The organism is Leptolyngbya sp. NIES-2104, from assembly GCF_001485215.1.
Lineage (GTDB): Bacteria > Cyanobacteriota > Cyanobacteriia > Leptolyngbyales > Leptolyngbyaceae > Leptolyngbya.
On the sequence record NZ_BBWW01000001.1, the window covers coordinates 5,617,024 to 5,643,267 of the forward strand.

Here is a 26,244-nt window from a genome sequence, read left to right on the forward strand (position 1 = left end):
ATGAGTGTTCTAGATGATCTTTACAACGCCTTTGAGTCAGAGCCTTTACCAACACCTGCCAACTCTACACAGCAGCTATGTGGTAGTTACGTTAAATACCTTATGTGGACACAGGCAGAGCGGAATTGCCAGGTTTTAAAGATTCAGGCTTGGCTAGAGGAGCATCAAACTTCTGCAAGCAGAGCAAGATTATTGTTTGAGCAAGCTACGCTTCTTGCTGCTTCCGGTGAGCACGAAAATGCGATCGCTATCTATAACAAAGCTCTTCAATTCAAATCAGGTCAATGTCATGACTTCTACTACAGTCGTGCCTTTTCATTCGATAAATTAGGGCGCTATGAAGAAGCGATCGCAAGCTATGACGAAGCTCTTCAACTCAAATCAGATTGGGTCGAAGCTTGGTTCAATCGCGGGCTTTTGCTGAACGAATTAGGACGCTATGAAGAAGCGATCGCAAGCTATGACAAAGCCCTTCAATTCTCACCGGATTTCCAGGACGCTTGGCATAATCGTGAGCATGCACTCAGAAATTTAGGAATCCAGAATTAGCGACTCTCTCAAGGAAATGATCGCTCTCGATTCCAAATATCGCCAAGACGCAAAAACCGATTCTGATTTTGACAGCATTCGGAATGACGATCGCCTATTGAGGCGGATGAATTCCGATTTGTCTCCAAAACTGGCGCGATGTTTGAATAAAACCATTTGCATGACGGTCATCATTCATATCTAAACGATCGCAAGTCGCTCGACCTGTTGGCGTTACGCCCTGAATTCTCAAACCGTCTGATGACCAAGCAAAATGGTCTGCCCATTTCTGCTGTCGAGGATTGAACAAAGCGACTTCCTGTTTTATCTCCGGATCAATTCCAGTCGTGAAATTGTACCGACGCTCATTGCAGCGACGACACGCAAATGCCAAGTTATCCAAATCGTCTGAGCCACTCAGCGATCGCGGTTGAATATGATCCACTGTAAAGCGATCGGCACTTACAAACTCTGGTAAGCAGCAGTATTCACAGCGGTAGTCGGCGCGTTGTGCAACGAGTTCTCGGAGGAATTCGGAGACCATTGAGATTCAGCCATCAAAACAGAATTAGCATACGTGAAAATCTGCGACAGTTCAGAAATTCCGTCTAGCTCTGCCTGCTCGTCTGGTGTGATCAAGCCCATCTTTTTACGATCGAGCAACTCATCAGACCGATTCTGTAGCTCGCTTGTAAACTTGAAAATCCTTAAGCCGTTGACCGTCTCTAGCCGAACTCCTTGCCCTAACCAGTGGGACGGCTCAATCATTCGTCTTGGTGTGAGCATGGCTTGAGAAAGCGAAAGACAACAATTCTATGCTAACTGTTTTCGAGACGATCGCTTTCAAGCCCTGATCAACGCAACGCACCCGTAACGCGATCACATCAGCGCGGCAACTAAAATTCGTTGTACTTGCTCTAAATCTCTTGGAATCGAAAACAGATTTAAATCTTGCTCGATTAATTTGGTCGATCGATGTAACACACCAAATTGCCAAATCGTTCCGGTCGAGACGGCTCCGACAAGCTCAGACTGTTGAGCGATGTCTGGTGTGCGTTCCCACAAACTGATCGCAATTAGTTCTACAGCTAACTGAGCAAAGCCGTTCGTAAGATCTTCTTGCTTAGCTTCGACAACTAATAATTCGGATTTCTTGGTGGATTGACTGAGAGAACGCGATCGCAATAAATAATCCAAACTTCCCTGTAGTTGTAAATTAATTTTCAACGGATATTCAATCCGAATCTGAGCATCTGCATAATGAGCGACATCGATCAAAATCGGTGCAATCAAAGATTCTCGACGGGCGGTTTCACTCGTGAGATCAATCCGGCGAAGTCCGTCATCGATCCGTTGTTGAGTGGTGGAAAGTCGATCGAGGTGTCCCGAAAATTGATTAAAAGTTAAGAACTGCCGCTGCAATTGATAGCCAAAATCTTCTAGCAGCAATTCGAGATCTGGCTTCAGCTTAAAAATGTCGCTGAAAGTGTAGCTTTTATTTGTCTCAAGAATTGACATTGCCGCCTCGCAGATAGATTCTAGGCTTGCGCTTTCCCCAAATACTTTTCGAGATAGGGCGAGAATACTTCATAGATTAGCGTGAACGGCTTGCCATGATGCCAGAACAAATAATGCCGTCCCCAGAATGGAGCCGAATAGCCGAACGCCGCTTCGAGTGCCGCCGATCGACCATAGTGCAACCCTTTGATTTCGCGATATAGCTCTAGGCGCGATCGTGATAAATTCGACCAAATCGGCTGCGATCGATTCTGCAAATATTCATCGACGTGACTGAGTTCCCACCAAGAAGCCGCATACCCTAGACGCTGACCGGAGGCAGTTTTGAGCCAGATTTGTCTTCTCAATCGACTACCGGGAATTTGCTCGATCGCAGGCGGTGCATTATCCGTCGAAAAGCCGATCGGAGACATATCGAGCACATCAACTTCGGTCGGTTCTCCGGTCAGAAGCTGGAGATGTCGAGTCGGAGAGCCATCACCCAGGAGCATCATTTGCCATGCGGGAGAAAGCTGGCTGTGGGGTAAACCTTGCTGAATTTCGCGATCGCTGGCTTCCCAGATCGGGTCAAGGCAGTGCCAGGTCGATGGCAAAATTGCGCTGTCAGTCGGTCGAAAGGTCGCAGTCACGCTTGTTTACATAAGTTAACTTTCTCTTATGATAACGCGGTCTGAGCAATCTACGATAGCGAGTCCGTTTCGGCTGAATGGAGTGATTTCGGCTTGAATGCAGACGGCGATCGAACTTCGCCGCGCAAAATTTCTGACCCCAGGTATACTCGTTTTCAGTTTGTAACGATCGACGTAAAGTTCTTTTGCGATCGAGCGTCATTTGTTCTAGACGATAAATTCATGCTTCTAACCCAGACTCCGATCGATCAGTACGTGCAGGTTGGTTCCGTTAAAACTCGGTTTTGGCAAGCGGGACAAGGAAAACGAACGATTCTACTCTTGCACGGTGCGGGGGGTTCAGCAGAATTCTGGTATTACAATGTTTTAGTTTTGGCACGAAAACATCGAGTGATCGCGATCGATATGGTCGGTTCTGGACGCTCAGATAAGCCTTCAGCTTCGTATTCACTGGCGTTTCAGGCGGAATTTATTCGCGACTTTATGGATGTGATGTCGATCGGGTCTGCGGTGCTAGTCGGGCATTCGATGTCAGGTGGAGCGGCGTTGCAGTTGGCATTAATGGCTCCAGACCGAATTGAGAAATTAGTGTTAGTGGGAAGCTTTGGATTAGGGCGGGAAGTGACACTTTCGGCGCGGTTAGCCACATTACCGTTTGCAATCCGATCGCTGCAACCTGCACCTTCAGTGATGCGTCCGATGTTGAGACAGAATGTGTTCGATGTCGATCGCATTCCGCAAGAATGGATTGATTTGCGCTATCCGATTTTTGCACTGCCAGGACGCAAAGAACCTTTGATTCAAATGGCGCGAACGAATCTCTGTTTAAGCGGCGTGAAAGAATCGGTCTATCAACCGATCGTGCAAAATCTGCCGAACATTACTGCACCGACCTTGATTATTTGGGGCAAACAGGATCGAATTATTCCGATCGATCATGCTTATATCGCTGCAAAACATCTACCCAATGCAGAACAGCCTTTGTTATTAAATCAGTGCGGGCACTATCCCCACTTGGAACATCCCGCAGAATTTAATCAAGCCATCTTGGATTTTGTACAAGTCTGAAGCACGGTTTGAACAGTCTGGATCAACAACTCCGGTTCAATCGGTTTCGCTAAATGGCGTTGAAAACCAGCCTCGATCGCTTGTTGTTGATTCAGTTCGCCCGCGTACGCAGTGAGCGCGATCGCGCAAGGAATCTTAGTCTGTTTCTGAACTTGCTCGATCAACATATATCCGTTCATCTCTGGCATTCCGATATCGCTGATGAGCACATCAAATTGGGTTTGTGCGATCGCGTCTAAAGCTGCGATCGCGCAATTAACAGCGGTAACGGTTGCTCCTGATTGTTCCAAGACGAAAGCTGCTAGCTCACGACTATCATCTTCATCATCGACCACGAGAATTTGAATCCCAGAAAGTGAAGCATTCTGATCCGTTCGTGTCTCTGTTTGATCACTGTTCACCGTACTATTCTTCAAGCTGGGTAGCTTCACTGTGAAGGTGGCACCTTGATCTTCACCCAAACTTTGCGCTTCAACGGTTCCGCCATGCAGTTCGACTAGTTGACGCACGATCGCAAGTCCGAGTCCTAATCCACCAAACTTACGAGTCGAAGCACTATCCGCTTGGCGGAAATACTCAAACACATGGGGAAGAAAATCGGCTGAGATGCCCTGCCCGGTATCGCTCACAGTAATCTGCACTTGTGAATCGACCTGCGCTAACTGAACTGTGACGCTTCCGCCTGCTGGTGTAAATTTGATTGCATTCGAGAGCAAATTCCAGACGATTTGCTGAAGACGTGCAGCATCGCCTAACACAGAGCTAGTTGAACAAAACTCAGTTTGAATTTGAATCGATTTCGCTTCGGCTGCAAGTCGGACTGTCTCTAACGCTGATTTAGTAATCGATTCCACATCGACTGGATTCATGCTGAGACTGAGTTTACCGCGCAGAATGCGAGAGACATCCAGCAAGTCTTCGATTAGTTGCGTTTGCAGTTTGGCATTGCGTTCGATAATGTCGATCGCATGAGCCGTTTTTTTCTCATCAAGATTGCCGCTCTTGAGCAATTTAGACCAGCCCATAATTGGATTGAGGGGCGTTCTCAATTCATGAGAGAGTACCGCTAAAAATTCATCTTTGATCCGGTTTGCGGTTTCAGCGGCTTCGCGGGCAGCATATTCTCGTGCTAGAAGCTGTTCTTTTTGTTGTTCGGCAATTTTACGATCGTGAATATCAAAACAAGACCCGATATAACCGAGGAACTCTCCATCTGGTGTGAATCGAGGGGTACCTGCATCATAAATCCAGCGATATTCTCCATCGAAACGTTTGAGGCGATAGTCCATTTCAAATGAAATCCGCTGATCAAACGAAGCCGCATAAATCTGCACACAGCGATCGAAATCTTCAGGATGAACGCCTTCTGTCCAACCATTCCCCATCTCTTGTTCGATCGTGCGTCCGGTGAAGGTTAGCCAAGATTGATTAAAGTAGTAGCACAGCTTATCTGTTCCCGACATCCAAACCAGCATCGGAGCCGAATCGGTTAACTGTCGGAATCGCGCTTCACTTTCTCGTAAAGCGGATTCTGCACGTTTACGATCGCTAATATCTCGATAAAAAATTCCCAGTCCTTCTTCAAACGGATACGCATGAACTTCTAGCCAAACATCATGATCGGGGGGTTCATAGTAACGTTGCTCAAAGTGGACGGAAATCTGTTCTGCAACAGCATGACGATATTGCTGATCTGCGAGCGAACCAATCACAGCGGGCCACTCTTCCCAAAGCGTTTTACCTAACACTTCAGAGCGGGGTTTGTTGTTAATCCGTTCCGCAGTCGCGTTTTGATAGATAATTCGCCAATCTCGATCGAGTGCAACAAACGCATCGCTCATACTTTCAAGCAGTTGATCGATTCGACGGTAGGCAGCTTCGGCTTGTTGTTGAGCGGCTTCACTCATCGATCGTAACGCTTGTTCTCGCTGAAGGGCTTCTTGTCGTAGTTTTGAAAGTTTTAAAGTCGCTTCCACTCGCGCCAATAGTTCTCGTGCTGAAAAGGGTTTCGTGAGATAGTCATCGGCTCCTGCTGCTAATCCTTCAATCCGCGCCTCTTCACCCGCACGAGCAGACAGCAAAATCACAGGAAGTTCTCTAGTATTTAGTTCAGATCCTTCTAGCGGATGGCGCAGAGCTTGTAAAAGTTCAAATCCATCCATTTCTGGCATCATCACATCTGAAAGGACGAGATCGGGAATGTTGCGGCGAATGGCTTGAAGGGCGGCGGCTCCGTCTGGAAACGCTTCGACTTCATACTGCTGACTCAGCAACCGGGTGAGATAGTCCCGCATATCGGCATTATCATCTGCCAGAACAATCCGAGCGGAAGTAACCGATTTCACCGCTGTTGTTACGGGCATTTCTGATGAAACGGTTTCGCGCTGTTCAGAAGAAGGCAACCATCGCGAGGCTTCTTCAACAAACGCGGTTACACCCGTTGCAGTCGAAGCCAAATTCCGATGGGCACGAATACGATCGCTAGCTAAATGTTCAGATCCAGCCGGAATCGAAACCGTGAAACAAGTTCCTTGATTGACAGTGCTACTAACTTCGATCGTGCCTCCATGCAACCTAACTAATTCTTGAACCAGCGATAGTCCAATTCCTGATCCTTCATAGCTACGCCCTTTTGCACCTTTGACCCGATGAAATCGATCAAAGACATGAGCGAGTTCAGATTCTGGAATTCCGGTTCCGGTATCGCGAACTTGTAGATTAATGCGATCGCTATTTGCCCGAAGACTAACTGCAATCTCGCCCTCGAATGTGAACTTAAACGCATTTGAGAGCAAGTTTAGAACAATTTTTTCCCACATTTCGCGATCGACATAAGCAGGCTCAGACATAGATTCACATTCGACTCGTAAGCTAAGTCCAGAGCGTTCCACGAGCGATCGAAACATTCCTGCTAAATCCGCAGTTAAAACTGATAAATCTGTAGGTTCGTAGATGGCTTCGATTCGTCCTGCTTCAATCCGCGAAAAATCGAGCAGCGTATTGACTAATTTTTGCAACCTCAGAGCATTTCGGTGAATTAGCTCTAAGCGATCGCGTTGTTCCCCGATTTCTGCTTCTCGGAGTGCATCTTCGGCAGGTCCCAACATCAAAGCTAAAGGGGTGCGAAACTCGTGACTCACATTCGAGAAAAAGACTGTTTTCGCTCGATCGAGTTCTGCAAGTTGTTCGGCTCGTCTGCGTTCTTCTTCGTATGATCGAGCATTCGCGATCGCGGTTGAAATCTGTCCAGCAACTTGAGCAAAAAAATCGTGATAGTTCTCATTCAATTCCAGTCGCGGACTGACTCCAGCCACCAACACAGCAGCAGGTTTCGTCTGTCCGGTCGCGGCAATTGGCAGCACGATCGCTTTTTGAATCGGTTCTTCCCAAAGCTCTCCAGAGATTGCACCGAATCGATCGACTAGGTTATCGATCACTTTGACTTCATTCGATTGAACGACTTCAGAGATCGACCAATCATCGGTTTGAGCGAGATCAACGGTGGTCAGCCGATTGGCGATCGCATCTCCCGCACACAATCGCGCCTGATGTTCATCCACCAAATACAACAAAGCAAACGGCACATCAGCAAGATCAGCTTGCAGGGCTGAACACATCACTTCACAAGCTTCCTCAGCGGTTTTTGCAATTCCCGTTTTAGCGGCGACATCCCGTAATAATCGTGCTCGTCGATCACTCAACACGCGATACGTCGTTTCGGTGACAATGTTCAGTACGCCATCGACGACCCCTTTTTCGCCCTGAATCGGATTAAAGGTGTAATCAAAATAGCACTCTTCCACATAGCCGAAACGGTTCATCGGCAAGAGTTCATCATGGTGAAAAACGCCTTTTCCAGTCGTGAGGACTTTCGCAAATTCTGGAGCGATCGCGTCCCAAATTTCAGACCAAACTTCTCGTGCAGGACGACCCAACCCCCACGGATGTTTATCGCCTAAAATCGGTCTCCAAGCATCGTTGTACAGTAAGAGATGGTTTTGTCCCCAATAAATGGCGATCGGGAATCGGGAGTTGAGGCAAATACTGATGGTCGATCGTAAACTTTGCGACCATTGTTCGACAGGTCCAAATGGTGTGCTTGACCAATTGAACGATCGCATTAGTGCACCCATTTCTTCGCCGCCCATCAAGCATTCATACCCTTCGGGCAAAGCATCAAGCGCTTCGATTTTGCTACTTGCGAACCGTTCTTCAGACACTGCTGTTTCTTGTGAGTAAGGCATGACAATGCTACTGCCTTTTGGTAGGGATTAGCTTCTATCTCTGGAACGATTTTCAACGCTCGATGTTGAAGTCCGACATATTATCTCGCTCCGTTATTCACGCTTACTTGCCAATGCAGAACCGACTAAAAATTCGATCGAGCACTGATTCTGTCACGTCTTCACCGAGAATTTCGCCTAACGCCTGAATCGCGCTGCGTAAATCGATCGTCCAAAAATCAAGCGGTAACTGATTCGCGATCGTAATCTGCACTTGTTCTAATGCAGTTTTCGCTCTAGTCAGTGCCGCAGATTGACGCTGGTTAATCGCTAAATCTAAATTTGCCGCTTGGATTTTTCTAGTTTGAACCGTGTTTAAGATTGCGGTTTCGAGTGCATCAATTCCCTGGTTTAAAGATGCCGCAGTTTCAACCGTCTGCAGCGCTTCGGGGAGCTTCCCTTGAACTTCGGATAAATCAACTTTGTTAATGACGAGAATGAGCGGTCGATCGCAAACTTGATCATAAATCGCTCGATCGAACTCGGTAAATCCAGCCTCAGCATCGATTGTGAATAACACCAAATCCGCAGATTGAGCCGCTAAGCGCGATCGCTCAACTCCAATTTTTTCGACTTGATCTTCAGTGTCTCGAATGCCTGCGGTGTCCAAAACCTGAATCGGAATGCCACCCACCACAAGCTGAGATTCGACCACATCACGAGTCGTGCCGGGAAGATCAGTCACGATTGCTCGATCGCTTCTGCTCCAAGCATTCAACAAGCTCGACTTCCCGACATTTGGACGACCGACGATCGCGACTTTCAAGCCTGTTCTGAGCAACTCCCCTCGATCGGCAGTCTCTAAGATTCGAGTGACTTCGGCTAAAACGTGACGAAATTGAGCTTGAATTTCTGCTTCATCGAGCGGTGGTAAATCGTCCTCGAAATCGATTCGAGCTTCGACTTCCGCCAAAATATCGAGGCAAGTCGCCCGAAGTTGTCGAATTGGGTGCGCCAGTTTTCCTTGCAATCCAGCCAGTGCGGTTTGAGCGGCTTGAGGCGATCGCGCTCCGACTAAATCTGCAATGCTTTCTGCTTGTGTCAAGTCTAATCGTCCATTCAGAAAAGCTCTGAGCGTGAATTCTCCTGGTTGCGCCAGTTTTGCACCGTTTTCGATACAAAGTTGTAAAACTTGTTGAACTGCGATAATGCCGCCGTGACAGTGAAATTCAACCACATCTTCGCGGGTGTACGATCGAGGAGCCAGCATCAACAGCAATAACGCTTCATCGATCGTGTGTTGCGTTTGCGGATGACGAATGAAACCGTATAAAATGCGGTGACTTTCCCAAGTTTGACGACCGGGAGAATGGAAAAGTTTTTTCGCGATCGACACCGATTCTGAGCCAGACAATCGAACAATTCCAACGCTTCCTTGTTCGGGCACAATCGCAGTCGCGATCGCAGCGATCGTATGGCTCATACAAGTCTCCAATTCGGATTAATCAAACTCGATCGAATGTGATCTTCCCATTTTCCATTGATGAGTAAGTAGTCTCTGGCATAACCTTCGATCACAAATCCTAAGTTTCTTAAAACGTTTCCGCTTCTTTGATTACGCGGCATATAATTTGCCACAATTCTGTGCATATTCATATCATTAAAAACATACTGAATGGCTGCTTGAAGTGCTTCATTCATATAGCCATTTCCTTGTTCTTTTTCGGCAAGGCTATATCCTAAACTGCACGAATATAAAATCCCTTGAGCAATATCTGTAAAGTTCACTGCACCGATAATCGTTCGCGGCTCTTCTTTCTTAAAAATGAACAATCTCAGCGATCGATCATAGCCGAATTCGATCATGCTTTTCTCGATTTGCTGTGACCAAAAATCGCGAGTGTAAAAGTTCGCCGGACGAAATGGCTCGAAGGGTTCAAGGAACGCACGATTCTCATTATAGTAATTGACGATCGCGGTTGTGTCGTTGTGCTGAAGCAGTCGAACAATCAATCGCGAAGTCAGTAAAACAGGGGTTTGTAGCATTGTCTTACTTACGAATTCGAGTTAACAAATCATAGAACGGTTGCCAGTTGTCGTCATCTGCGATCGGGTTCCAAACTGCTTCAATCTCCGATCGAACTAATCCAACTTCAGAATTGTAGGCGTTGAGTCGATTTGGAATTTGATCAATTTCAACATTGCTCAAAGTTCCGAGTGCTTGACAGTAACTTTGTCGCCAGTTTTCAAACGATTGAGCTAACTCTGTATTTGAGGTTTCGTGCTGAGAAAAAATGTGATTTGCATTCTCGCTCCAACTGCGATCGAACTGTTTTGTGATCTGCCAAAAGAAATCGTGATAATCGATTTGAGCCGTTTTTAGAAATTCAACAGTTCGATAGACTAAATCTTTTGCGATCGAGTTTTCTAATTGAGCAAATCCCAATCGATAAAGCATTCGTTGTTGATGCGCTTTTTTGTAATGGGATTCAAATTTTGCTAAGCCCGATTTCAAATCACTTTCAGCAATCACTCGCCGCAATGGAACCTGAAGCATTTCTAAATTCCAGTAGCATATCCCTGGTTGATTCGCATACGCATACCGACCATAGTAATCAAAATAAGCCGCAGTAAAGTCCGGCTGATAAGCAGGAATAAACGCATACGGACCATAATCAAAACTTTCGCCCGTGATCGACATATTATCGGTATTCAAAACCGCGTGACAGAATCCCGCTGCCATCCATTGCGCGACTAATTCGGCAACTTTCTCGACTAATTCTGCATAAAACAATGCGTATCGATCGCGTTCGTTCATCAAGTGCGGGTAGTAAATCTCGATCGCATGATCGAGCAGAATTGCGATTAAGTCCTTCCGATTAATTGCATCTAATCGTTCAAATGTACCGAAGCGAATATGCGATCGACTAAACCGAATCATCACCGACGATCGGGTCGGTGACGGCTCATCTCCGCGCCAAAGGGCTTCTCCAGTTTCTACCAAACTAAGACAGCGCGAAGTCCGCACCTTCAATCGATGCAACATTTCCGCCGCCAGCACTTCCCGAACGCCCCCTTTGAGCGTCAATCGCCCATCTCCACCGCGTGAATAAGGAGTCATCCCCGATCCTTTCGTGCCAAAGTCATACAATTCGCCATCATTCGCCCGAACTTGCCCATACAAAAAGCCGCGACCATCACCGAGCGCGGGATTATACGTTCCAAACTGATAACCGTGATACCGCATGGCAAGGAACGGCTCTCGTCCCTGAAATTTCCCAAACGCCTCAATAAAGTCCGCATCGGTCACATCGGGTAAACCCAACTGCGCCAAAATATCATCGTTGCGGAATCGGAGAAAATGTTGGGGAAATTGAGCGGCAGAAACGCGATCGGAGAATTCATCTCCCAATCGTTCAAACGCAGGCTCATAATTCAGGGCAAGTAGCGGATTCATGCACTTTTGTCATTGTTTCTTTTCAATCCTACCGAGATTCGAGTATTCTGAGCGACTACAATCGTTCTGAAGTGTCGCCCCAGATTGTTCGATGACTGTCAAAGCATTCCGCAGCGCAATTTTAGATTTTGTTGCTGATCCGTTTTTTGTTCCTGAGCCTGAAAGTGTGCGGTATTTTTCTGATGGCTTGCTGGTGATCGAAAACGGCAAAGTCAAAGAACTGGGAGCATACGAGCAGCTAAAAGAAAAATATGCGGGAATTGCGATCGCTCACTTCCCTGATCATTTCATTCTCCCCGGTTTCATCGATTTGCATATTCATTTTCCGCAGACCGAAATGATGGCAGCCTACGGAGAACAGTTGCTGCAATGGTTAGAGAAGTTTACTTTCCCGGTTGAGCGAAAGTTTCGAGACAAAGCTTACTGTGATCAGATTGCACCGATTTTTATTGATCAACTTTTGCGGAATGGAACCACAACCGCGCTAGTATTAGCGGCTGTATTTCCTCAATCGGTCGAAGCTTTGTTTGAAGAAAGCGATCGTAGAAAAATGCGAATCATTGCAGGCAAAGTGATGATGGATCGCAATGCTCCAAATTTCCTCAGAGATACAGCACAATCCTCTTACGAAGATAGCAAAGCACTGATCGAGAAATGGCACAAAAAAGGTCGATCGCTTTATGCCGTGACTCCACGATTTGCGCCGACTTCAACACCCGAACAATTAGCGAATGCGGGCAGACTGCTAAAAGAATTTCCCGACACTTATCTACACACGCATCTATCCGAAAACATCAATGAAGTTGCTTGGGTGAAAGAGCTATTCCCCGATCGTCAAAGTTATGTTGATGTGTATGATCACTTTGGTTTAGTGGGAGCGCGATCGATCTTTGCTCATTGTGTGCAGTTAACCGAGGCAGAATTCGATCGATTAGCAGCAGCAAAATCCACGATCGCGTTTTGTCCAACCTCTAATACTTTTCTCGGTAGCGGATTGTTTAACTTAGAACGGGCTACCTCTAGCAACATCAAAGTTGGACTTGCAACTGATGTCGGAGGTGGAACAAGCTTTTCAATGTTCCAAACAGCAGGAGAAGCCTACAAGGTGGCACAACTACGACAACAAAAGCTTTCTCCATTTCAAGCGATGTTTTTAGCAACTTTAGGAGGAGCGAGAGCATTGTCTTTAGAAGATCAGCTTGGAAACTTTGATGCAGGTAAGGAAGCTGATTTTATTGTGATTAATCCGCGATCGACTCCAATTCTGTCACTGCGAAACCAGAGTGAACAACCCACAACATTGGAAGATTTAAGCGATCGATTGTTTAGTCTAATCATCATGGGGGACGATCGCGCCATTCAAGCAACATACATTTTGGGTGAACTCGCTTACGAAAAATGAGCGGATTGAACGCTAGTGATCTGAGGCTTACAGTCCTGAAGGGACTTCGCACCGTTAGCCCCAAATTCTATTCCGGGGCGGACTGACAACGGAGCGTAGAAGATCATTGAATTCGCGTTAATTGAGCTAAAGTGGTTGCAGTCAAAAATGCGATCGCGAAATTCATGAACGAGCCGCTATTTTCCATTGAAAATCTGTCAGTTGCGTATCGATTTGGACAGTCGAAAGTCGTCAAAAATGTGTCGTTTACCTTACAACCCGGAGAACGCCTTGGGTTAGTCGGTGAATCAGGCTGCGGGAAGTCTACGCTTGGACGAGCAGCGATGCGGCTGTTGTCGGATGCTGCACAGATCGAAGGACAAGTGAAGTTTGAAGGAAAATCAGTGTTCGATTTATCTCCAGCGGAACTTCAAAAATTTCGCGGTGAAGCTGTTGCACTGATTTTTCAAGATCCGATGACGCGACTCGATCCTTTAATGACGATCGGTGATCATTGTTTAGAAACCCTAAAAGCGCACGAACCCAATTTATCCAACAAAGCCGCAAAAGAGAGAGCGATCGACACATTAAAAGCGGTCAACATTCCAGAAAATCGCTGGTCACAATATCCGCATGAATTTAGCGGCGGAATGCGGCAACGAGTCGCGATCGCGCTTGCACTTTTACTCAATCCAAAACTCATCGTCGCGGATGAACCCACAACCAGTCTAGATGTCACAGTTTCGGCTCAAATTCTCAAAGAACTGACGCGCCTATGTAGTGAGCGAAATATGGCGCTAATCGTGATTTCGCATGACTTAGCGATGATTGCGGAATACTGCGATCGTATTGCTGTCATGTATGACGGTGAAATTGTCGAAGCGGGTTCAACCGAATCTGTTTTTCGTACTCCTCAACATTCTTATACAAAAACATTAATTAATTCAGCGTTGCATCTACAAAAAGATTCCGATTCGATTCTGATGAATGATCATCCTAGTGTTGCACCGATTCTCAAATTATCGGAACTCAAACAGCACTATACGATCGAATCTAATTTTATCTCGAAGCTATTTGATAAGAACGATCGAACAATTCGCGCTGTCGATGGCATTGATCTTGAACTCTATCCCGGTGAAACTCTAGGATTAGTCGGTGAGTCAGGCTGTGGAAAAAGCACTTTATCGCGAACCATTCTGCAACTCCTTCGACCCACGGGCGGCAAAGTTGAATTCTTAGGGCAAAACCTCGCCCAACTCAATCGCGAACAATTACAACAGCAGCGGCGACAGATTCAGATGATTTTTCAAGATCCTCACGCCTGTCTCAATCCGCGAATGACGATCGGAGAAAGTATTGCCGATCCGCTACTAATTCATCAGCTTGCAACTCCCGAAAAAGCAAAGCAAGAAGTCGAATACGTTCTAGAACGAGTCGGACTGACACCCGTTGAATCGTTTTACGATCGCTATCCCGGTGAACTATCCGGCGGACAACAGCAACGAGTCGCGATCGCTCGTGCGTTGATTACTCGCCCGAAATTAGTCATCTGCGATGAACCTGTGAGTATGTTAGATGCCACGGTACAAACTCAAGTACTGCAACTGATGCAAGATTTAAAACAAGAGTTTGATCTAACCTATCTATTCATCACTCATGATCTGTGGGTAGCGCGATATTTCTGCGATCGCATTGCTGTGATGAACGGTGGCAAAATCGTTGAACTCGGCGAAACTCAGTCACTCTTCAAACATCCGCAGCATCCTTACACGCAATCCTTATTAGGAGCCGCACCGTTATTAAATAAAATGACCGGATGAATTCGCAAAATCGAAGCTAGAATCGCTCTTAGTGCGTGAAGTGTTTTATGACGAAAACGGATTCAACCAAGTCAGAAACCCCAAAGACCGTCCCGCTCGAACAGAATGTCGGCAATTGGCTGGTTCGCAGCATGATTCTGTTTGCGATCGTGCTGATTATCGGTCACATGCAAGGAAAGCGCCCTTCGTTCTTCAATTTCGACAGTGCAGACCGGGGAGCCGATGCACCGCTAGTCATGCGCGGCGGCGATCCATACATTCGTGCTCTGATGCGAACGATTTCAGCGAGTGAATCGAACGTGCGGAATCCTTATAGTGTGATGTATGGCGGTTCGCGGGCTGAGGATTTGAGCCAGCATCCCGATCGCTGTATTACGATCGTCAATGGTCCGAACATGGGAGACTGTACGACTGCCGCAGGTCGATATCAGTTCATCACGACCACTTGGCAAGAAAAAGCGAAACGCTATCATCCTGAACCCAGCGGCTTTTTTATGTGGCGCAATTATAGCTTTGAGCCGCAGTACCAGGATGAAGTGGTTTATCGCTGGTTGAGTGATTCTCAAGCTTGGGGAGCAGATATTCGGAAACTGTTGAAAGAAGGCAAAATCAACACTGTTTTGAAGATGCTGTCTCCAACCTGGACAAGCTTGGGATATGGCATCGAAACGAATTCGATGAGCGATGACTTACCGAGAATTTATCGGAAGATTTTGCAACAAGAACTACAGCGAAACTGAGAAAACGAGTAGCAGACTCCGCTTCCTGCTGCACATTAAGGGCGGATATACACAAGTCTGAATCGCTTCGTTTTAACGCCAGTTCGACAGGTCTTTTCGCTGCGATTCCGACTCGCCCCGGAATGGAATTCCGGGGCGGGTGAACAACGGAGCGAAAAAATTATCGAATTCACGTTGTTTTAGGGAGCGAAGAATTTCGGCAATGACTGATCGATCGATGGGTGGGTACACAGTAGCAATGATCCGAATCCAGAAGAGTTGATCCGATCTAAGGTGCTTAACTGAACAAACGCGGTTGAGTGCGATCGCTCATAGCGGCTGTCTCTGACACGATCGCTTTTTTTCGCTCTGAGCAGCGATCGCATCGCTTGCAGCAGTTGCTCTAAATCAACAGGTTTATAAAAACACATCTGAAACCCGACCTCGATCGCTTGAGTCTGGTAGCACTCCCCATACATGGCTGTCATCGCAATTGCAGGAAGCTGATTCCATTGAGGATATAAACAACTGCGAAGCTGCTTCATCAAGGTGAATCCGTCCATTTCTGGCATTGCCAAATCGCACAAAATAATATCCGGACAGCATCGCTCTAGCAGCTTGAGAGCAGCGATCGCAGAATCAACCGCAACCACGATCGCTCCCTCGATTTCAAGTGCTGTGATCAACAGGTCGCGAGTATCTTCATTGTCATCGACTACGAGAACATAACAATCCTCTAGCTCAGCTATCATTTTTTTATCCTCTTTTAACACAGTATTCAGACCCAGAAACTGTGAAAATAACCGTTCTAATCAACTGGTTTCAATGTGGAGAAGCAACAAACTCTACTCGAAACAATACAAGACTAAGGCAAGAAATCAAACAGTTCTTGACAAACAGTTGTATATAGATACATTCTTCAACTTCTGTGAGAGCAACTACTTCAGTGCATCGCTCGTTTGAATATGGGCGATCGTTGCAACGACCTCAGTTGGATCAACGGGTTTTGCTAGATATGCCTGATAGCCCGCTGCAATGGCTCGATCGTGATCAGGCTGTTGAGCAAAGGCAGTCAGCGCGATTGCTGGAGTCTGAGCGCCCTGCTGAATCGGCAACGATCGTACGTGTTGAATGAAGTCATAGCCGTTCATCTCTGGCATGCCAATATCACTCACAATCACATCTGGTGGAGATTGAGCGATCACTTGCAAGGCTTCGATCGCAGAAGTGAACGTCAGCACAGTTGCCCCTTCCTGGCTCAGAATAAAATGCAGTAAATTCAAGTTGTCTGGCTCGTCATCCACTAGCACAATCCGAACTTCTACTAAAGTGCCTGGGGAATCGGGCGGATCGCAAGCTAAAGCATCATCACCGAGAGATGCGTGATTACTGTAATCAAAATGATGAGCGTCGATCGCGGATTGGGTTTGCTCAGGTTGGTTCGATGTGGCGTTGAACTTCGGCAGTGACACGGTAAATGTGGCTCCTTGTCCTAAGCCAGCACTTTCTGCAACGATTGTTCCGCCATGTAATTCGACCAAGTGGCGCACGATCGCAAGCCCTAATCCAAGTCCTCCATAACGGCGGGTTGAACTGCCGTCTGCTTGTCGGAAATGCTCAAAGACATGCGGCAGAAATTCAGGAGCAATGCCAATTCCAGTGTCACTAACTTGAACTTGAACATAAGGCAGCGCGTTTCTTGTAATCAGCGACAAGCTGACTTTAATTTGTCCGCCTTCGGGCGTGAATTTGATCGCGTTCGACAACAAATTCCAAAAAACTTGTTGCAAGCGGTTTGGATCACCGATCGCGTTAAGCGGTGAACTGTGAAACGCGATCTCAATTCCCTTCGCTTGGGCGGCGAGTTGTACGGTGTCGATCGCCGATGTGAGCGTGAGTGCGAGATCGACAGGCTGCAATTCTAGCGTCAGTTTGCCTTGAACAATGCGAGATACATCTAACAAATCGTCGATCAGCGCCATTTGTTGTCGCACATTGCGATCGATGGTTTCTAATGCCTGAGCTGCTTTTGTCGGTGACAGCTTTTGCGCTTTTAACATCTGTGTCCAACCGAGAATCGGATTGAGCGGCGTTCTGAGTTCGTGAGATAGCGCTGCGAGAAATTCATCTTTCAGGCGATTGGTGCGAATGAGTTCTTCGGTTCGTGCTGCTAAAGTATCTTCTAGCTGCTTGCGATCGCTGATATCGGTATTTGTGCCAAACCAGCGCAACACTTGACCTTGCTCGTTGTGAATTGGAAATGCTCTTGAGAGAAACCAGCGATACTGTCCGTCTTGACCCCGCAATGGAAAGGTATCTTCCCAAGCCTCGCCCGTTTCGATGCACGATCGAAATTTTTCGGTGACGCGATCGACATGCTCTGGATCATGAACTTTTTGCCAGCCCAAGCCTTGCATCTCTTCGATCGTCGTGCCCGTGTAATCAAACCAGCGCTGATTGTACCAGGAGATCCAGCCAGTTTCGTCAGCGATCCAAGCAAGTTGAGCGATATTATCAGCAAGTGTGCGAAACCGGGCTTCACTCTCGCGCAACGCTTGAACCACTCTAGTTTGCTCGATGATCGACCACAGCCGAGCAACGATTTCTTGCAGCAATGCCACTTCATCAGATCGCCAATTCCGAACCATTTCACTATTGACTACGAGCGTTGCCACCCAGCGTCCTTGATCGATACAGGGAATCGCAACAAAGGCGCGAACACCCAAAGCAACGATTCTCTCTGCAAAAGTAGCGGTATTAGGATGAATCGTGACATCTGAAACCACCGCAGCTTGTCCAGTCGAGTACAGGTTAACGAAGTCCGGCAAGACAAAATCGGACAGGCGATACGTTCCAACAAGACTCGGAACCGCTTGTCGTCGCCAGTCGTGCTCAAGGATTGCCAAATCGTTTTCCAAATCAATTCGATCCCACAAAGCCCGATCGACCTGCAAATATTCACCGAGACTGCTCACGGTTTCGAGGATCATTGCTTCGGCTGTCGTCAGTTGGCGCAATCGGCGATCGAGGTTGTTGAGAAATTGCTCGTTGAGTTGAGCTAATTTGCGATCGTGAATATCCGTCGAAGTGCCAAACCAAGCCGTAATTTCGCCTTGAGAATTGCAGTTCGGCACACATCGAATCAAAAACCAGCGATACGCTCCATCGGCGCGTCTCAGTCGCGCTTCGACTTCGTAAGGTTGCTGAGTTTTGAGTGCAATGTTCCACTGCTCAACCATCCTGGCTGAGTCGTCTGGATGATGCACTTGGGCAACGAGGGTCTGATCACGGCTTTGCTCTGGGGTTAGTCCCGAATACTCGCACCACTGCTGATTTAGGTATTCCAATCCTCCGATCGCATTACTCACCCAAACAATTTGCGGCAAGGCATCGATCAATTGCTGTAGCTGCTGTTCTTTCTGACGCAGCATTGCTTCGATGCGTTTGCGTTCCGTAATGTCCATAAAAGCAGCTACACACCCCCGCACCGCCCCCACTTCATCGAATAACGGCACGGCATTGACCCACCAATCAAAGACTGCGCCATCCGATCGCACCATTTGAATTGCGACATCGCGGACTTCGACACCTTGAGCGGTTGCAACTTGCATCGGCAATTCTTCGCCGGGAATCTCTTGTCCGTTGCGGAGTTGGCGAAAGGGAAGGGTTTCGGCTTGCGCTCCGGTGGCAGAAACGTTGGCAGCGGGCGGCACGCTTAATATCGCTTCAGCAAACGCATTCGCCCGAATGGTTTGGCAAGTTAGATCTTCTGCGATCGCAATCCCGACCGGAGCCGCGTCGAGAATGGTTTGTAGTTCACTGACGCGCCGTGCCAGTTCTTGATTGAGCCGCTTGATTTCGGCTTCGGCTTGTTGGCGTTCGTCTTTGATCCGCGATCGTTCGCGACCATCTCGGACAACCGCAACCCAGCCGCCATTGGGTAAAGTTTTACTGCTCACCTCTACTGGAATTTGGCTACCGTTCTGATGCAAGCCCTGCCAAGTTTCAGAATTGCCCCCGGTGAGTCGAGATGCTTCAGGCAAAAGTACATTGATTGTTGCTCCCAACAATTCTTCGCGTCTATACCCAAATAGTGCACAGGCGCGATCGTTGACTTCGATGAGAGCGCCGCTAGAATTCGTGACCAAAACGGCATCGGGTGACAGTTCGAGCAGCGTTTCTAACAATTGCCCGCGATCGGTTTCATTGCGCGTCGATGGCTCTTGCTTAACGCCTTCACTCACTTCAACCGAAGGTAAATCAGACACGATCGCGCTCCTTGCTTACCGTACTCAAAATGGTGTTGGGTGACATACCCCGATCTTACGGATACAGACAGACTCCAGCGGATCGCTTCGGACGTTAGACGAGCTTTCAGAACGGAATGTCCACAGTTTATCATCCGGGTAGGCTTTCCCAATCTCGTTGGGCGGAATTAGAGGATGTTTGAAAAGTTGTCGTTCGTTGCCACATCCCGCCCTGAAATGAATTTCGGGCTAATCGACGAAAGTCCTTTGAAAAGAACTAAGAGACTGAAACTGGCTCCCAGTCTACTTCAGTAGACTTTCCACGGTTAGCCCGAAATTCATTTCAGGGCGGGAAGCAATCGAAGCGAAGAAACTTTTTATACTTTTCAAACCCCCGCTCATACCAAATTAATCTTTGATCGCTACAGATTGACTCGGTATTACATGTACTGCATGGATGCCCTGAGTAAAATTCGTGCAGGAAATCTATTGATTCCGTCAAAAGGTAGATTTGGGCAAGATTGCTGTGCTTTGTATCTATCCTTACTAAAGCAATGGATTGAATTGCATACCTTAGTCAAGAAGACTTTTAATCCCCTGTTTGGATACGTGTTCGATCGCGCAAGTTTGCCCCAGTGCAACCTTGCTCACTGTGCTATGGAGATAAACACATGACCGGCATCTCTAAGACTGCTAGTGCATCAGAACAGTTGACCGACACCGAAGCAATTAATCAATTTGAAAATCTGACGACTGAAGCCCCTCCCGTTAAAACACAAAATAAATTTGAGCGGATTAAAGCAGAGAAAGATGGCTTAGTTTTAAAGCAAGAGCTAGAATTGCTTGCCAAAATTGGCTGGGAAGCGATCGAGGAACCCGATCGCGATTTCCGCTTGCGGGTGCTGGGATTGTTTTACCGCGAAGTCACACCCGGACGATTTATGCTCAGAATGCGGACTGCAAACGGGGTTCTACCAAGCAATCATTTACGAGTGCTAGCAGAAATTGTGCAGCGCTATGGAGCCGATGGCAATGCCGACATCACGACGCGCCAAAACATTCAACTGCGCGGCGTTCGGATCGAAGATGCTCCGGATATCTTTCGCCGATTTGAACAAGCGGGAATGACCAGTGTTCAAACCGGAGTCGATAATGTGCGAAATGTGACCGGATCGCCAGTCGCAGGGCTAGAAGCGGATGAACTGATTGATACTCGTGGCTTGTGTCGAGCAGTGCAAGACATGATTACCAACATGGGAGCGGGAAACTCTGCGTTTACAAATCTGCCGAGAAAATTCAACATTGCGATCGCGGGCTGTCGCGATAATTCCGTTCATGCCGAAACCAATGATCTCGCCTTTATTCCCGCTTACAAACAGGATCAAATTGGCTTTAATGTGATCGTAGGCGGCATGTTTTCACCGAAGCGCTATCAAGAAGCAGTGCCGCTCAATGCTTGGGTAGCACCGGATGATGTCGTCGAGGTGTGCAAAGCAATTTTACTGGTGTATCGCAATCATGGATTAAGAGCGAATCGACAGAAATCGCGCTTGATGTATTTGATTGATAGTTGGGGCATTGAAAAGTTTCGATCGCAAGTCGAACAACAATTCGGGCGAACATTTGAGCCTGCTGCGGAGACCGACGAAATCACGATCGACAAGCGCGATCACATCGGCGTGCATCGGCAGAAACAACCGGGTTTGAACTATGTGGGTCTGCACATTCCGATCGGTCGGCTTGATGCTCACGAACTATTTGAACTAGCGCGAATGGCAGATGTTTATGGTAGCGGTGAACTCCGATTTACAGTTGAACAAAATCTGATTATTCCGAATGTTCCTGATTCGCGTTTAGCAGCATTATTAAAAGAACCTTTATTGCAAGACCGTTTCTCGATCGAGCCTGATCCAGTCTCGCGCTGGCTGGTTTCTTGTACAGGGAGTCAGTTCTGCGGCTTTGCCTTGATCGAAACCAAAAATCGCGCCTTGGCGACGATCAAAGCACTCGAAGCAGAATTAACCCTGCCGCAACCCGTTCGGATTCACTGGACAGGCTGCCCGAACTCCTGTGGACAGCCGCAAGTCGCAGACATCGGACTCATGGGAACGAAAGCTCGTAAAAATGGGCAAGTCGTCGAAGCCGTTGATATTTGGATGGGTGGCAAAGTCGGACACGAAGCATGTTTGGGAGCACGAGTGCAGTCAGGCATTCCGTGTGATGATCTGCTGCCTGTGTTGCGAAATTTGCTAACCGAGCAGTTTGGAGCGACACCCAGACAAACCGGGTATTTTGTGCCGCCAGATCTGCTAGAACTTTAACTTAAAAATAACTATGACAGAAATTACAAAAACACTCTGCCCTTACTGTGGGGTCGGGTGTGGTTTAGAAGTGTCACCCCCCGCCCAGCAAGGACAAGCAACCCATCGAGATGCTGAGGGCACTCCAATTTGGAAAGTCAAAGGCGATCGCACTCATCCATCGAGTCAAGGAATGGTGTGCGTCAAAGGTGCCACAATCACCGAAGCACTCGATAAACAGCGATTGCTTTATCCGATGATGCGGAACTCACTCGACGCACCCTTTGAGCGCGTGACTTGGGATCAAGCACTCGATCGCATTGTGCAAGAAATTCAGCAAACTCGCGCCTACTATGGGTCTGAAGCCTTGTGTCTTTACGGCTCAGGGCAATTCATGACCGAAGACTATTATGTGATGCACAAATTAATGCGCGGGTTTCTCGGAAGCAATAACATTGATTCTAATTCTCGCTTGTGTATGTCTTCTGCGGTGACTGCGTATGCTCAAAGCTTAGGGTCGGATGGTCCACCCTGCTGCTATGACGATTTAGAACTCACCGATTGTGCATTTTTAGTCGGAACGAATGCGGCTGAATGTCACCCGATCATCTTTAATCGATTGCGAAAGTATCACCGCCAACATCGTCACGTTAAGATGATCGTCGTTGATCCGCGCCGTACTCCGACGGCTGAAGCAGCAGATTTACACCTCGCCATTCGACCCGGAACCGATATTGATTTGTTAAACGGCATTGCTTACCTACTGTCTGAGTGGCAAAAAGTCGATTATGCCTTTATCGATGATTGCGTCGCGAACTTTCCCGCATACGCCGAAGTCATCAAGCACTATCCACCCGATGTCGTCGCTCGACGCTGCAACATTTCCATTGAAGATCTAGAAACGGCAGCACGCTACTGGGCAAGCTCGAAGCGCGTTCTATCTCTTTGGACGATGGGCGTGAATCAATCGAGTGAAGGAACCGCAAAAGCCCGATCGCTAATCAATCTCCATCTGCTCACCGGACAAATTGGCAAGCTGGGTGCAGGTCCCTTTTCGCTCACGGGTCAACCGAATGCCATGGGCGGACGAGAAGTGGGCGGACTTGCCGGACTCTTACCTGGATATCGCTGGGTGAAAAATCCGCACGATCGCGCCTTTGTCGAGCAATTTTGGCAGTTGCCACCCGGTCAAATTTCGCCACAGCCCGGACGCACTGCCTGGGAAATGATTCGCGGCTTAGAATCGGGTGATGTCCGATTTCTGTGGATTGCGGCAACGAATCCCGCTGTAAGTCTGCCGGATTTACCCCGCACCAAAGCAGCGTTACAAGCTTCTCCGTTCACTGTTTGCCAAGATGCCTACTATCCGACCGAAACAGCGAACTATGCTCATGTGCTCCTTCCCGCTGCTCAATGGGGCGAAAAAACTGGAACCATGACGAATTCTGAACGGGTAGTGACGCTGCTTCCTGCCTTTCGCAATCCACCTGGACAAGCGAAAGCCGATTGGGAAATTTTTGCTGAAGTGGGACGGCGATTGGATTTTTCCGCAGCCTTTCAGTTTCGCGATGCTGCCCAAGTGTTTGCAGAATTTGTCCAGATGACCCGCGATCGCGTTTGTGACATGAGCGGCATCAGTCACGAACTCCTCAAAAAAGGCGCAGTTCAATGGCCCTATTCGATCGATCGACCGGATGCCAGCACCGCAAAACGGTTGTACACCGATCATCGCTTTCCAACCACCGACGGACGCGCTCGATTTGGGGCATATCATTCACGCGGTGTCGCAGAACCGCCCGATGATGACTATCCGTTTGTGCTAACCACAGGTAGACTTTATGGTCACTGGCACACCCAAACCCGCACCGGACGCATTCACAAACTCCGCCAAATGCACCCGCGCCCGGTTTTAGAAATTCATCCCCACGATGCGGCTCGATTGGGGTTGCGAACCGATGACTGGATCGAAGTGCGATCGCGTCGCGGCAAGGCAAAATTTCCCATCACTGTTACGAGCGCGATCGTACCTGGAACTGTTTTTGTCCCGATGCACTGGGGTGCTCTCTGGGCAACAGAAGCCGAAGCAAACTCACTGACCCATCCGATTTCTTGTCCAGAGTCTTCACAACCAGAACTCAAAGCTTGTGCAGTTCAACTCATCCCCGTGGGTGCAGAACCGATGTCTTCTGTCCCTGCTGCTGAATTTGTGATGGCGGAGATCCAAATTTAACAGGGAGAAGCTCCGCCAAGGCATATAGAAAGCAATTTTCATGTAGACTTGCTTTGAAAACCGTGAGCACGATCGCACTCATCAAAGCTATCGTAGAGCCAAGAATTCCACAACTTTAGTGAGGCGGAGTGGGAGTTTGACATAACCAGAAGTGGATGACAGGGGGGATCTGATGGCTGAATTGTTAACCTTGCCCCTTGATCTTTCCCCGCTCTGGATCTCGCTGAAAATTGCCAGCTTAGCAACTTTCTTTACCTTCTTTGCAGGAATCGCCGTTGCCTACTGGATGTTGAACTATCGAGGCAAAGGAAAATTCCTGCTAGAAGGCATTTTTATCTCTCCGCTGATCTTGCCACCTACGGTCGTTGGCTTTCTGCTCTTGTTGATATTTGGCAAAAATGGATGGGTTGGAAAACTGCTAATGTCGATCGACTTCAGTGTCGTATTCACCTGGTACGGAGCCGTGATAACAGCAACAGTTGTCGCATTTCCATTGATGTATCGAACCGCATTAGGAGCTTTTGAACAAATTGATCAAAACTTTTTAGCGGTTGCTCGAACGTTGGGCGCTTCAGAATGGACGGTGTTTCGTCGAGTTTTATTACCGTTAGCTTTACCAGGTGTGTTGGCTGGAACGATGCTTGCCTTTGCGCGGGCGCTTGGTGAATTTGGAGCAACCTTGATGCTGGCAGGAAACATTCCAGGACAAACACAAACGATTCCAATGGCAATTTATTTTGCTGTGGAAGCAGGAGACATCAGTGAAGCAGGGTTCTGGGCAGTGGCGATTATGCTCATTTCACTGTCTGGAATTATTACAGTGAACTTTTGGCAAAAGCAGCGATCGGACAATCAGAGACCTTCGAGCCGTACGTTTCAAGCTTCCGTATTTGGCGCTCATCGCAAATCAGAAGCGATCGCAGTTCATTCATCGGGGTTAGTCGTTGATATTCAAAAACAATTAGCAACCTTTGATCTGGATCTGTCCTTTAGCGCTACAGAATCAACACTTGGAATTTTAGGAGGCTCAGGAGCAGGAAAAAGCATGTTGCTCCGCTGTATTGCAGGCATGGAAAGCCCAACCAAAGGACAGATCATACTCAATGGGCGCATTCTGTTTGATGCAAAAGCGGGAATTAACGTTCCGAGCCGCGATCGTAAAGTCGGTTTCTTAGTGCAAAACTACGCTTTGTTTCCCAACATGACCGTTGCTCAAAATATTGCTTTTGGCTTACCTCAGTCGCTGTCTAGCAGCGAAGTTCGTCAGCGGGTTGAAGCTCAGTTAGAAGCAATCCAACTGCAAGGATATCGCGATCGCTATCCGCATCAACTTTCTGGAGGACAGCAGCAGCGGGTAGCCTTAGCACGAGTGTTAGCAAGCGAACCAGAAGTGATTTTGCTCGATGAGCCTTTCTCAGCTCTGGATACCCATCTTCGTAGCCAGATGGAACAAGAAGTAAGTTTACGACTTCAGCACTTTAAAGGGGTAAGCTTGTTTGTCACGCACAACCTCGAAGAAGCATATCGAGTGTGTGAGAATTTGTTAGTTCTAGCGCAAGGGCACGCGATCGCTGATGGCTCGAAATACGACATTTTTGAGCGTCCTGGTGCAGTCGGAGTTGCTCAACTTACGGGCTGTAAAAACATCTCTCCGATCCAAGTGATTGCAGAGCAGGAAATTTCAGCGATCGATTGGGGTATTTGCTTACAAGTGATTGAACCTTTATCGGCTCGTCTTGCCTATGTTGGAATTCGTGCTCATCAGATTCGGTTTAGAGAAGATGACAATGCAGAAAATACTTTTCCTTGCTGGGTGGCTTCAACTAGCGAAACACCTCATCGAATGACTGTCTTTCTCAAATTCAACTCCAGTCCGACTCATCTGCAAGACTATCATCTGCAAGCAGAGGTCTTTAAGGAGAAGTGGGAAGTCTTAAAGCAAATTCCCTTTCCCTGGTTTGTACAGCTTGATGCCCTGCGGCTAATTCTACTGGAAGCCTAGAGTGCTTTCGCGCTCTAATAATGAGCGTGTTTGAAAATTCCTCGCTTCGTTTACTTTCGCCCCGAATTCCATTCCGGGGCTATCGGTGCGAAGTTCCTTTGAAAAGGACTAAAGGGACTCAA

At 47.7% G+C, this 26,244-nt stretch carries 18 protein-coding genes; 8 read left to right on the forward strand and 10 right to left on the reverse strand.

Annotation, left to right across the window (positions count from 1 at the left end; translation table 11 throughout):
* Window positions 1–549, forward strand: coding sequence for a tetratricopeptide repeat protein (locus tag NIES2104_RS27000; protein WP_082690089.1), 549 nt, complete (start codon window positions 1–3; stop codon window positions 547–549).
* 94 nt (window positions 550–643) lie between these two features.
* On the opposite strand, the gene NIES2104_RS27005 is transcribed toward NIES2104_RS27000, so the two are convergent.
* From NIES2104_RS27005 to NIES2104_RS27020, 4 genes are all read right to left on the reverse strand, one after another.
* Window positions 644–973 (reverse strand): HNH endonuclease, encoded by a 330-nt coding sequence (locus NIES2104_RS27005; RefSeq protein WP_263971044.1) that lies wholly within the window; start codon window positions 971–973, stop codon window positions 644–646.
* A gap of 17 nt (window positions 974–990) precedes the next feature.
* The gene (locus NIES2104_RS27010) at window positions 991–1,314 is read right to left on the reverse strand and encodes a hypothetical protein (protein ID WP_202815126.1); all 324 of its coding nucleotides are present in this window, start codon (window positions 1,312–1,314) and stop codon (window positions 991–993) included.
* A 93-nt stretch (window positions 1,315–1,407) separates the two neighbouring features.
* Entirely contained in the window at window positions 1,408–2,046 is a 639-nt protein-coding gene (locus tag NIES2104_RS27015; protein WP_059001437.1) for a hypothetical protein, read from the reverse strand.
* A 20-nt stretch (window positions 2,047–2,066) separates the two neighbouring features.
* Window positions 2,067–2,675 (reverse strand): chorismate lyase, encoded by a 609-nt coding sequence (locus NIES2104_RS27020; protein ID WP_059001438.1) that lies wholly within the window; start codon window positions 2,673–2,675, stop codon window positions 2,067–2,069.
* Between the two features lie 222 nt (window positions 2,676–2,897).
* Between NIES2104_RS27020 and NIES2104_RS27025 the strand changes: the two genes are divergently transcribed.
* Window positions 2,898–3,743, forward strand: a complete 846-nt coding sequence (locus NIES2104_RS27025; RefSeq protein ID WP_059001439.1) for an alpha/beta fold hydrolase — start codon at window positions 2,898–2,900, stop codon at window positions 3,741–3,743.
* On the opposite strand, the gene NIES2104_RS27030 is transcribed toward NIES2104_RS27025, so the two are convergent.
* The 4 genes from NIES2104_RS27030 to NIES2104_RS27045 all read right to left on the reverse strand — a co-directional run bounded on the left by NIES2104_RS27030 (window position 3,713) and on the right by NIES2104_RS27045 (window position 11,423).
* A complete protein-coding gene (locus tag NIES2104_RS27030) occupies window positions 3,713–7,987 on the reverse strand; it encodes an ATP-binding protein (protein ID WP_156427071.1) in 4,275 nt (1,424 codons plus the stop codon). The two genes, NIES2104_RS27025 and NIES2104_RS27030, sit on opposite strands and share 31 nt — an antisense overlap.
* Before the next feature lie 103 nt (window positions 7,988–8,090).
* On the reverse strand, window positions 8,091–9,449 hold the full coding sequence (gene mnmE / locus NIES2104_RS27035; protein WP_059001440.1) for a tRNA uridine-5-carboxymethylaminomethyl(34) synthesis GTPase MnmE: 1,359 nt from the start codon (window positions 9,447–9,449) through the stop codon (window positions 8,091–8,093).
* Window positions 9,446–10,012 (reverse strand): ribosomal protein S5-alanine N-acetyltransferase, encoded by a 567-nt coding sequence (gene rimJ / locus NIES2104_RS27040; protein WP_059001441.1) that lies wholly within the window; start codon window positions 10,010–10,012, stop codon window positions 9,446–9,448. The genes mnmE and rimJ overlap by 4 nt, the downstream gene beginning before the upstream one ends.
* A 4-nt stretch (window positions 10,013–10,016) precedes the next feature.
* Window positions 10,017–11,423, reverse strand: a complete 1,407-nt coding sequence (locus NIES2104_RS27045) for a YdiU family protein (protein WP_059001442.1) — start codon at window positions 11,421–11,423, stop codon at window positions 10,017–10,019.
* Between the two features lie 91 nt (window positions 11,424–11,514).
* Between NIES2104_RS27045 and guaD the strand changes: the two genes are divergently transcribed.
* The 3 genes from guaD to NIES2104_RS27060 all read left to right on the forward strand — a co-directional run bounded on the left by guaD (window position 11,515) and on the right by NIES2104_RS27060 (window position 15,364).
* Window positions 11,515–12,825 (forward strand): guanine deaminase, encoded by a 1,311-nt coding sequence (guaD, locus tag NIES2104_RS27050; RefSeq protein WP_059001443.1) that lies wholly within the window; start codon window positions 11,515–11,517, stop codon window positions 12,823–12,825.
* Between the two features lie 131 nt (window positions 12,826–12,956).
* On the forward strand, window positions 12,957–14,624 hold the full coding sequence (locus NIES2104_RS27055; protein ID WP_339375235.1) for an ABC transporter ATP-binding protein: 1,668 nt from the start codon (window positions 12,957–12,959) through the stop codon (window positions 14,622–14,624).
* 47 nt (window positions 14,625–14,671) lie between these two features.
* Window positions 14,672–15,364 carry a glycoside hydrolase family protein gene (locus NIES2104_RS27060; RefSeq protein WP_059001444.1) on the forward strand — a complete coding sequence of 231 codons (693 nt, stop codon included), beginning with the start codon at window positions 14,672–14,674 and terminating at the stop codon, window positions 15,362–15,364.
* Between the two features lie 179 nt (window positions 15,365–15,543).
* Here NIES2104_RS27060 and NIES2104_RS27065 read toward each other — a convergent pair whose 3' ends face one another.
* Window positions 15,544–16,095: a response regulator gene (locus NIES2104_RS27065; protein ID WP_156427072.1), complete on the reverse strand. Its 552-nt coding sequence runs from the start codon at window positions 16,093–16,095 to the stop codon at window positions 15,544–15,546.
* A gap of 186 nt (window positions 16,096–16,281) precedes the next feature.
* Window positions 16,282–19,611: a PAS domain S-box protein gene (locus tag NIES2104_RS27070; protein ID WP_059001446.1), complete on the reverse strand. Its 3,330-nt coding sequence runs from the start codon at window positions 19,609–19,611 to the stop codon at window positions 16,282–16,284.
* Between the two features lie 650 nt (window positions 19,612–20,261).
* Here NIES2104_RS27070 and NIES2104_RS27075 point away from each other — a divergent pair.
* The 3 genes from NIES2104_RS27075 (at window position 20,262) to modB (ending at window position 26,122) form a co-directional block, all read left to right on the forward strand.
* Entirely contained in the window at window positions 20,262–21,911 is a 1,650-nt protein-coding gene (locus NIES2104_RS27075; protein ID WP_082690090.1) for a ferredoxin--nitrite reductase, read from the forward strand.
* A gap of 13 nt (window positions 21,912–21,924) precedes the next feature.
* On the forward strand, window positions 21,925–24,120 hold the full coding sequence (locus tag NIES2104_RS27080) for a molybdopterin oxidoreductase family protein (protein WP_059001447.1): 2,196 nt from the start codon (window positions 21,925–21,927) through the stop codon (window positions 24,118–24,120).
* A 172-nt stretch (window positions 24,121–24,292) separates the two neighbouring features.
* Window positions 24,293–26,122, forward strand: a complete 1,830-nt coding sequence (modB, locus tag NIES2104_RS27085; RefSeq protein WP_202815127.1) for a molybdate ABC transporter permease subunit — start codon at window positions 24,293–24,295, stop codon at window positions 26,120–26,122.
* Window positions 26,123–26,244: the final 122 nt, after the last annotated feature.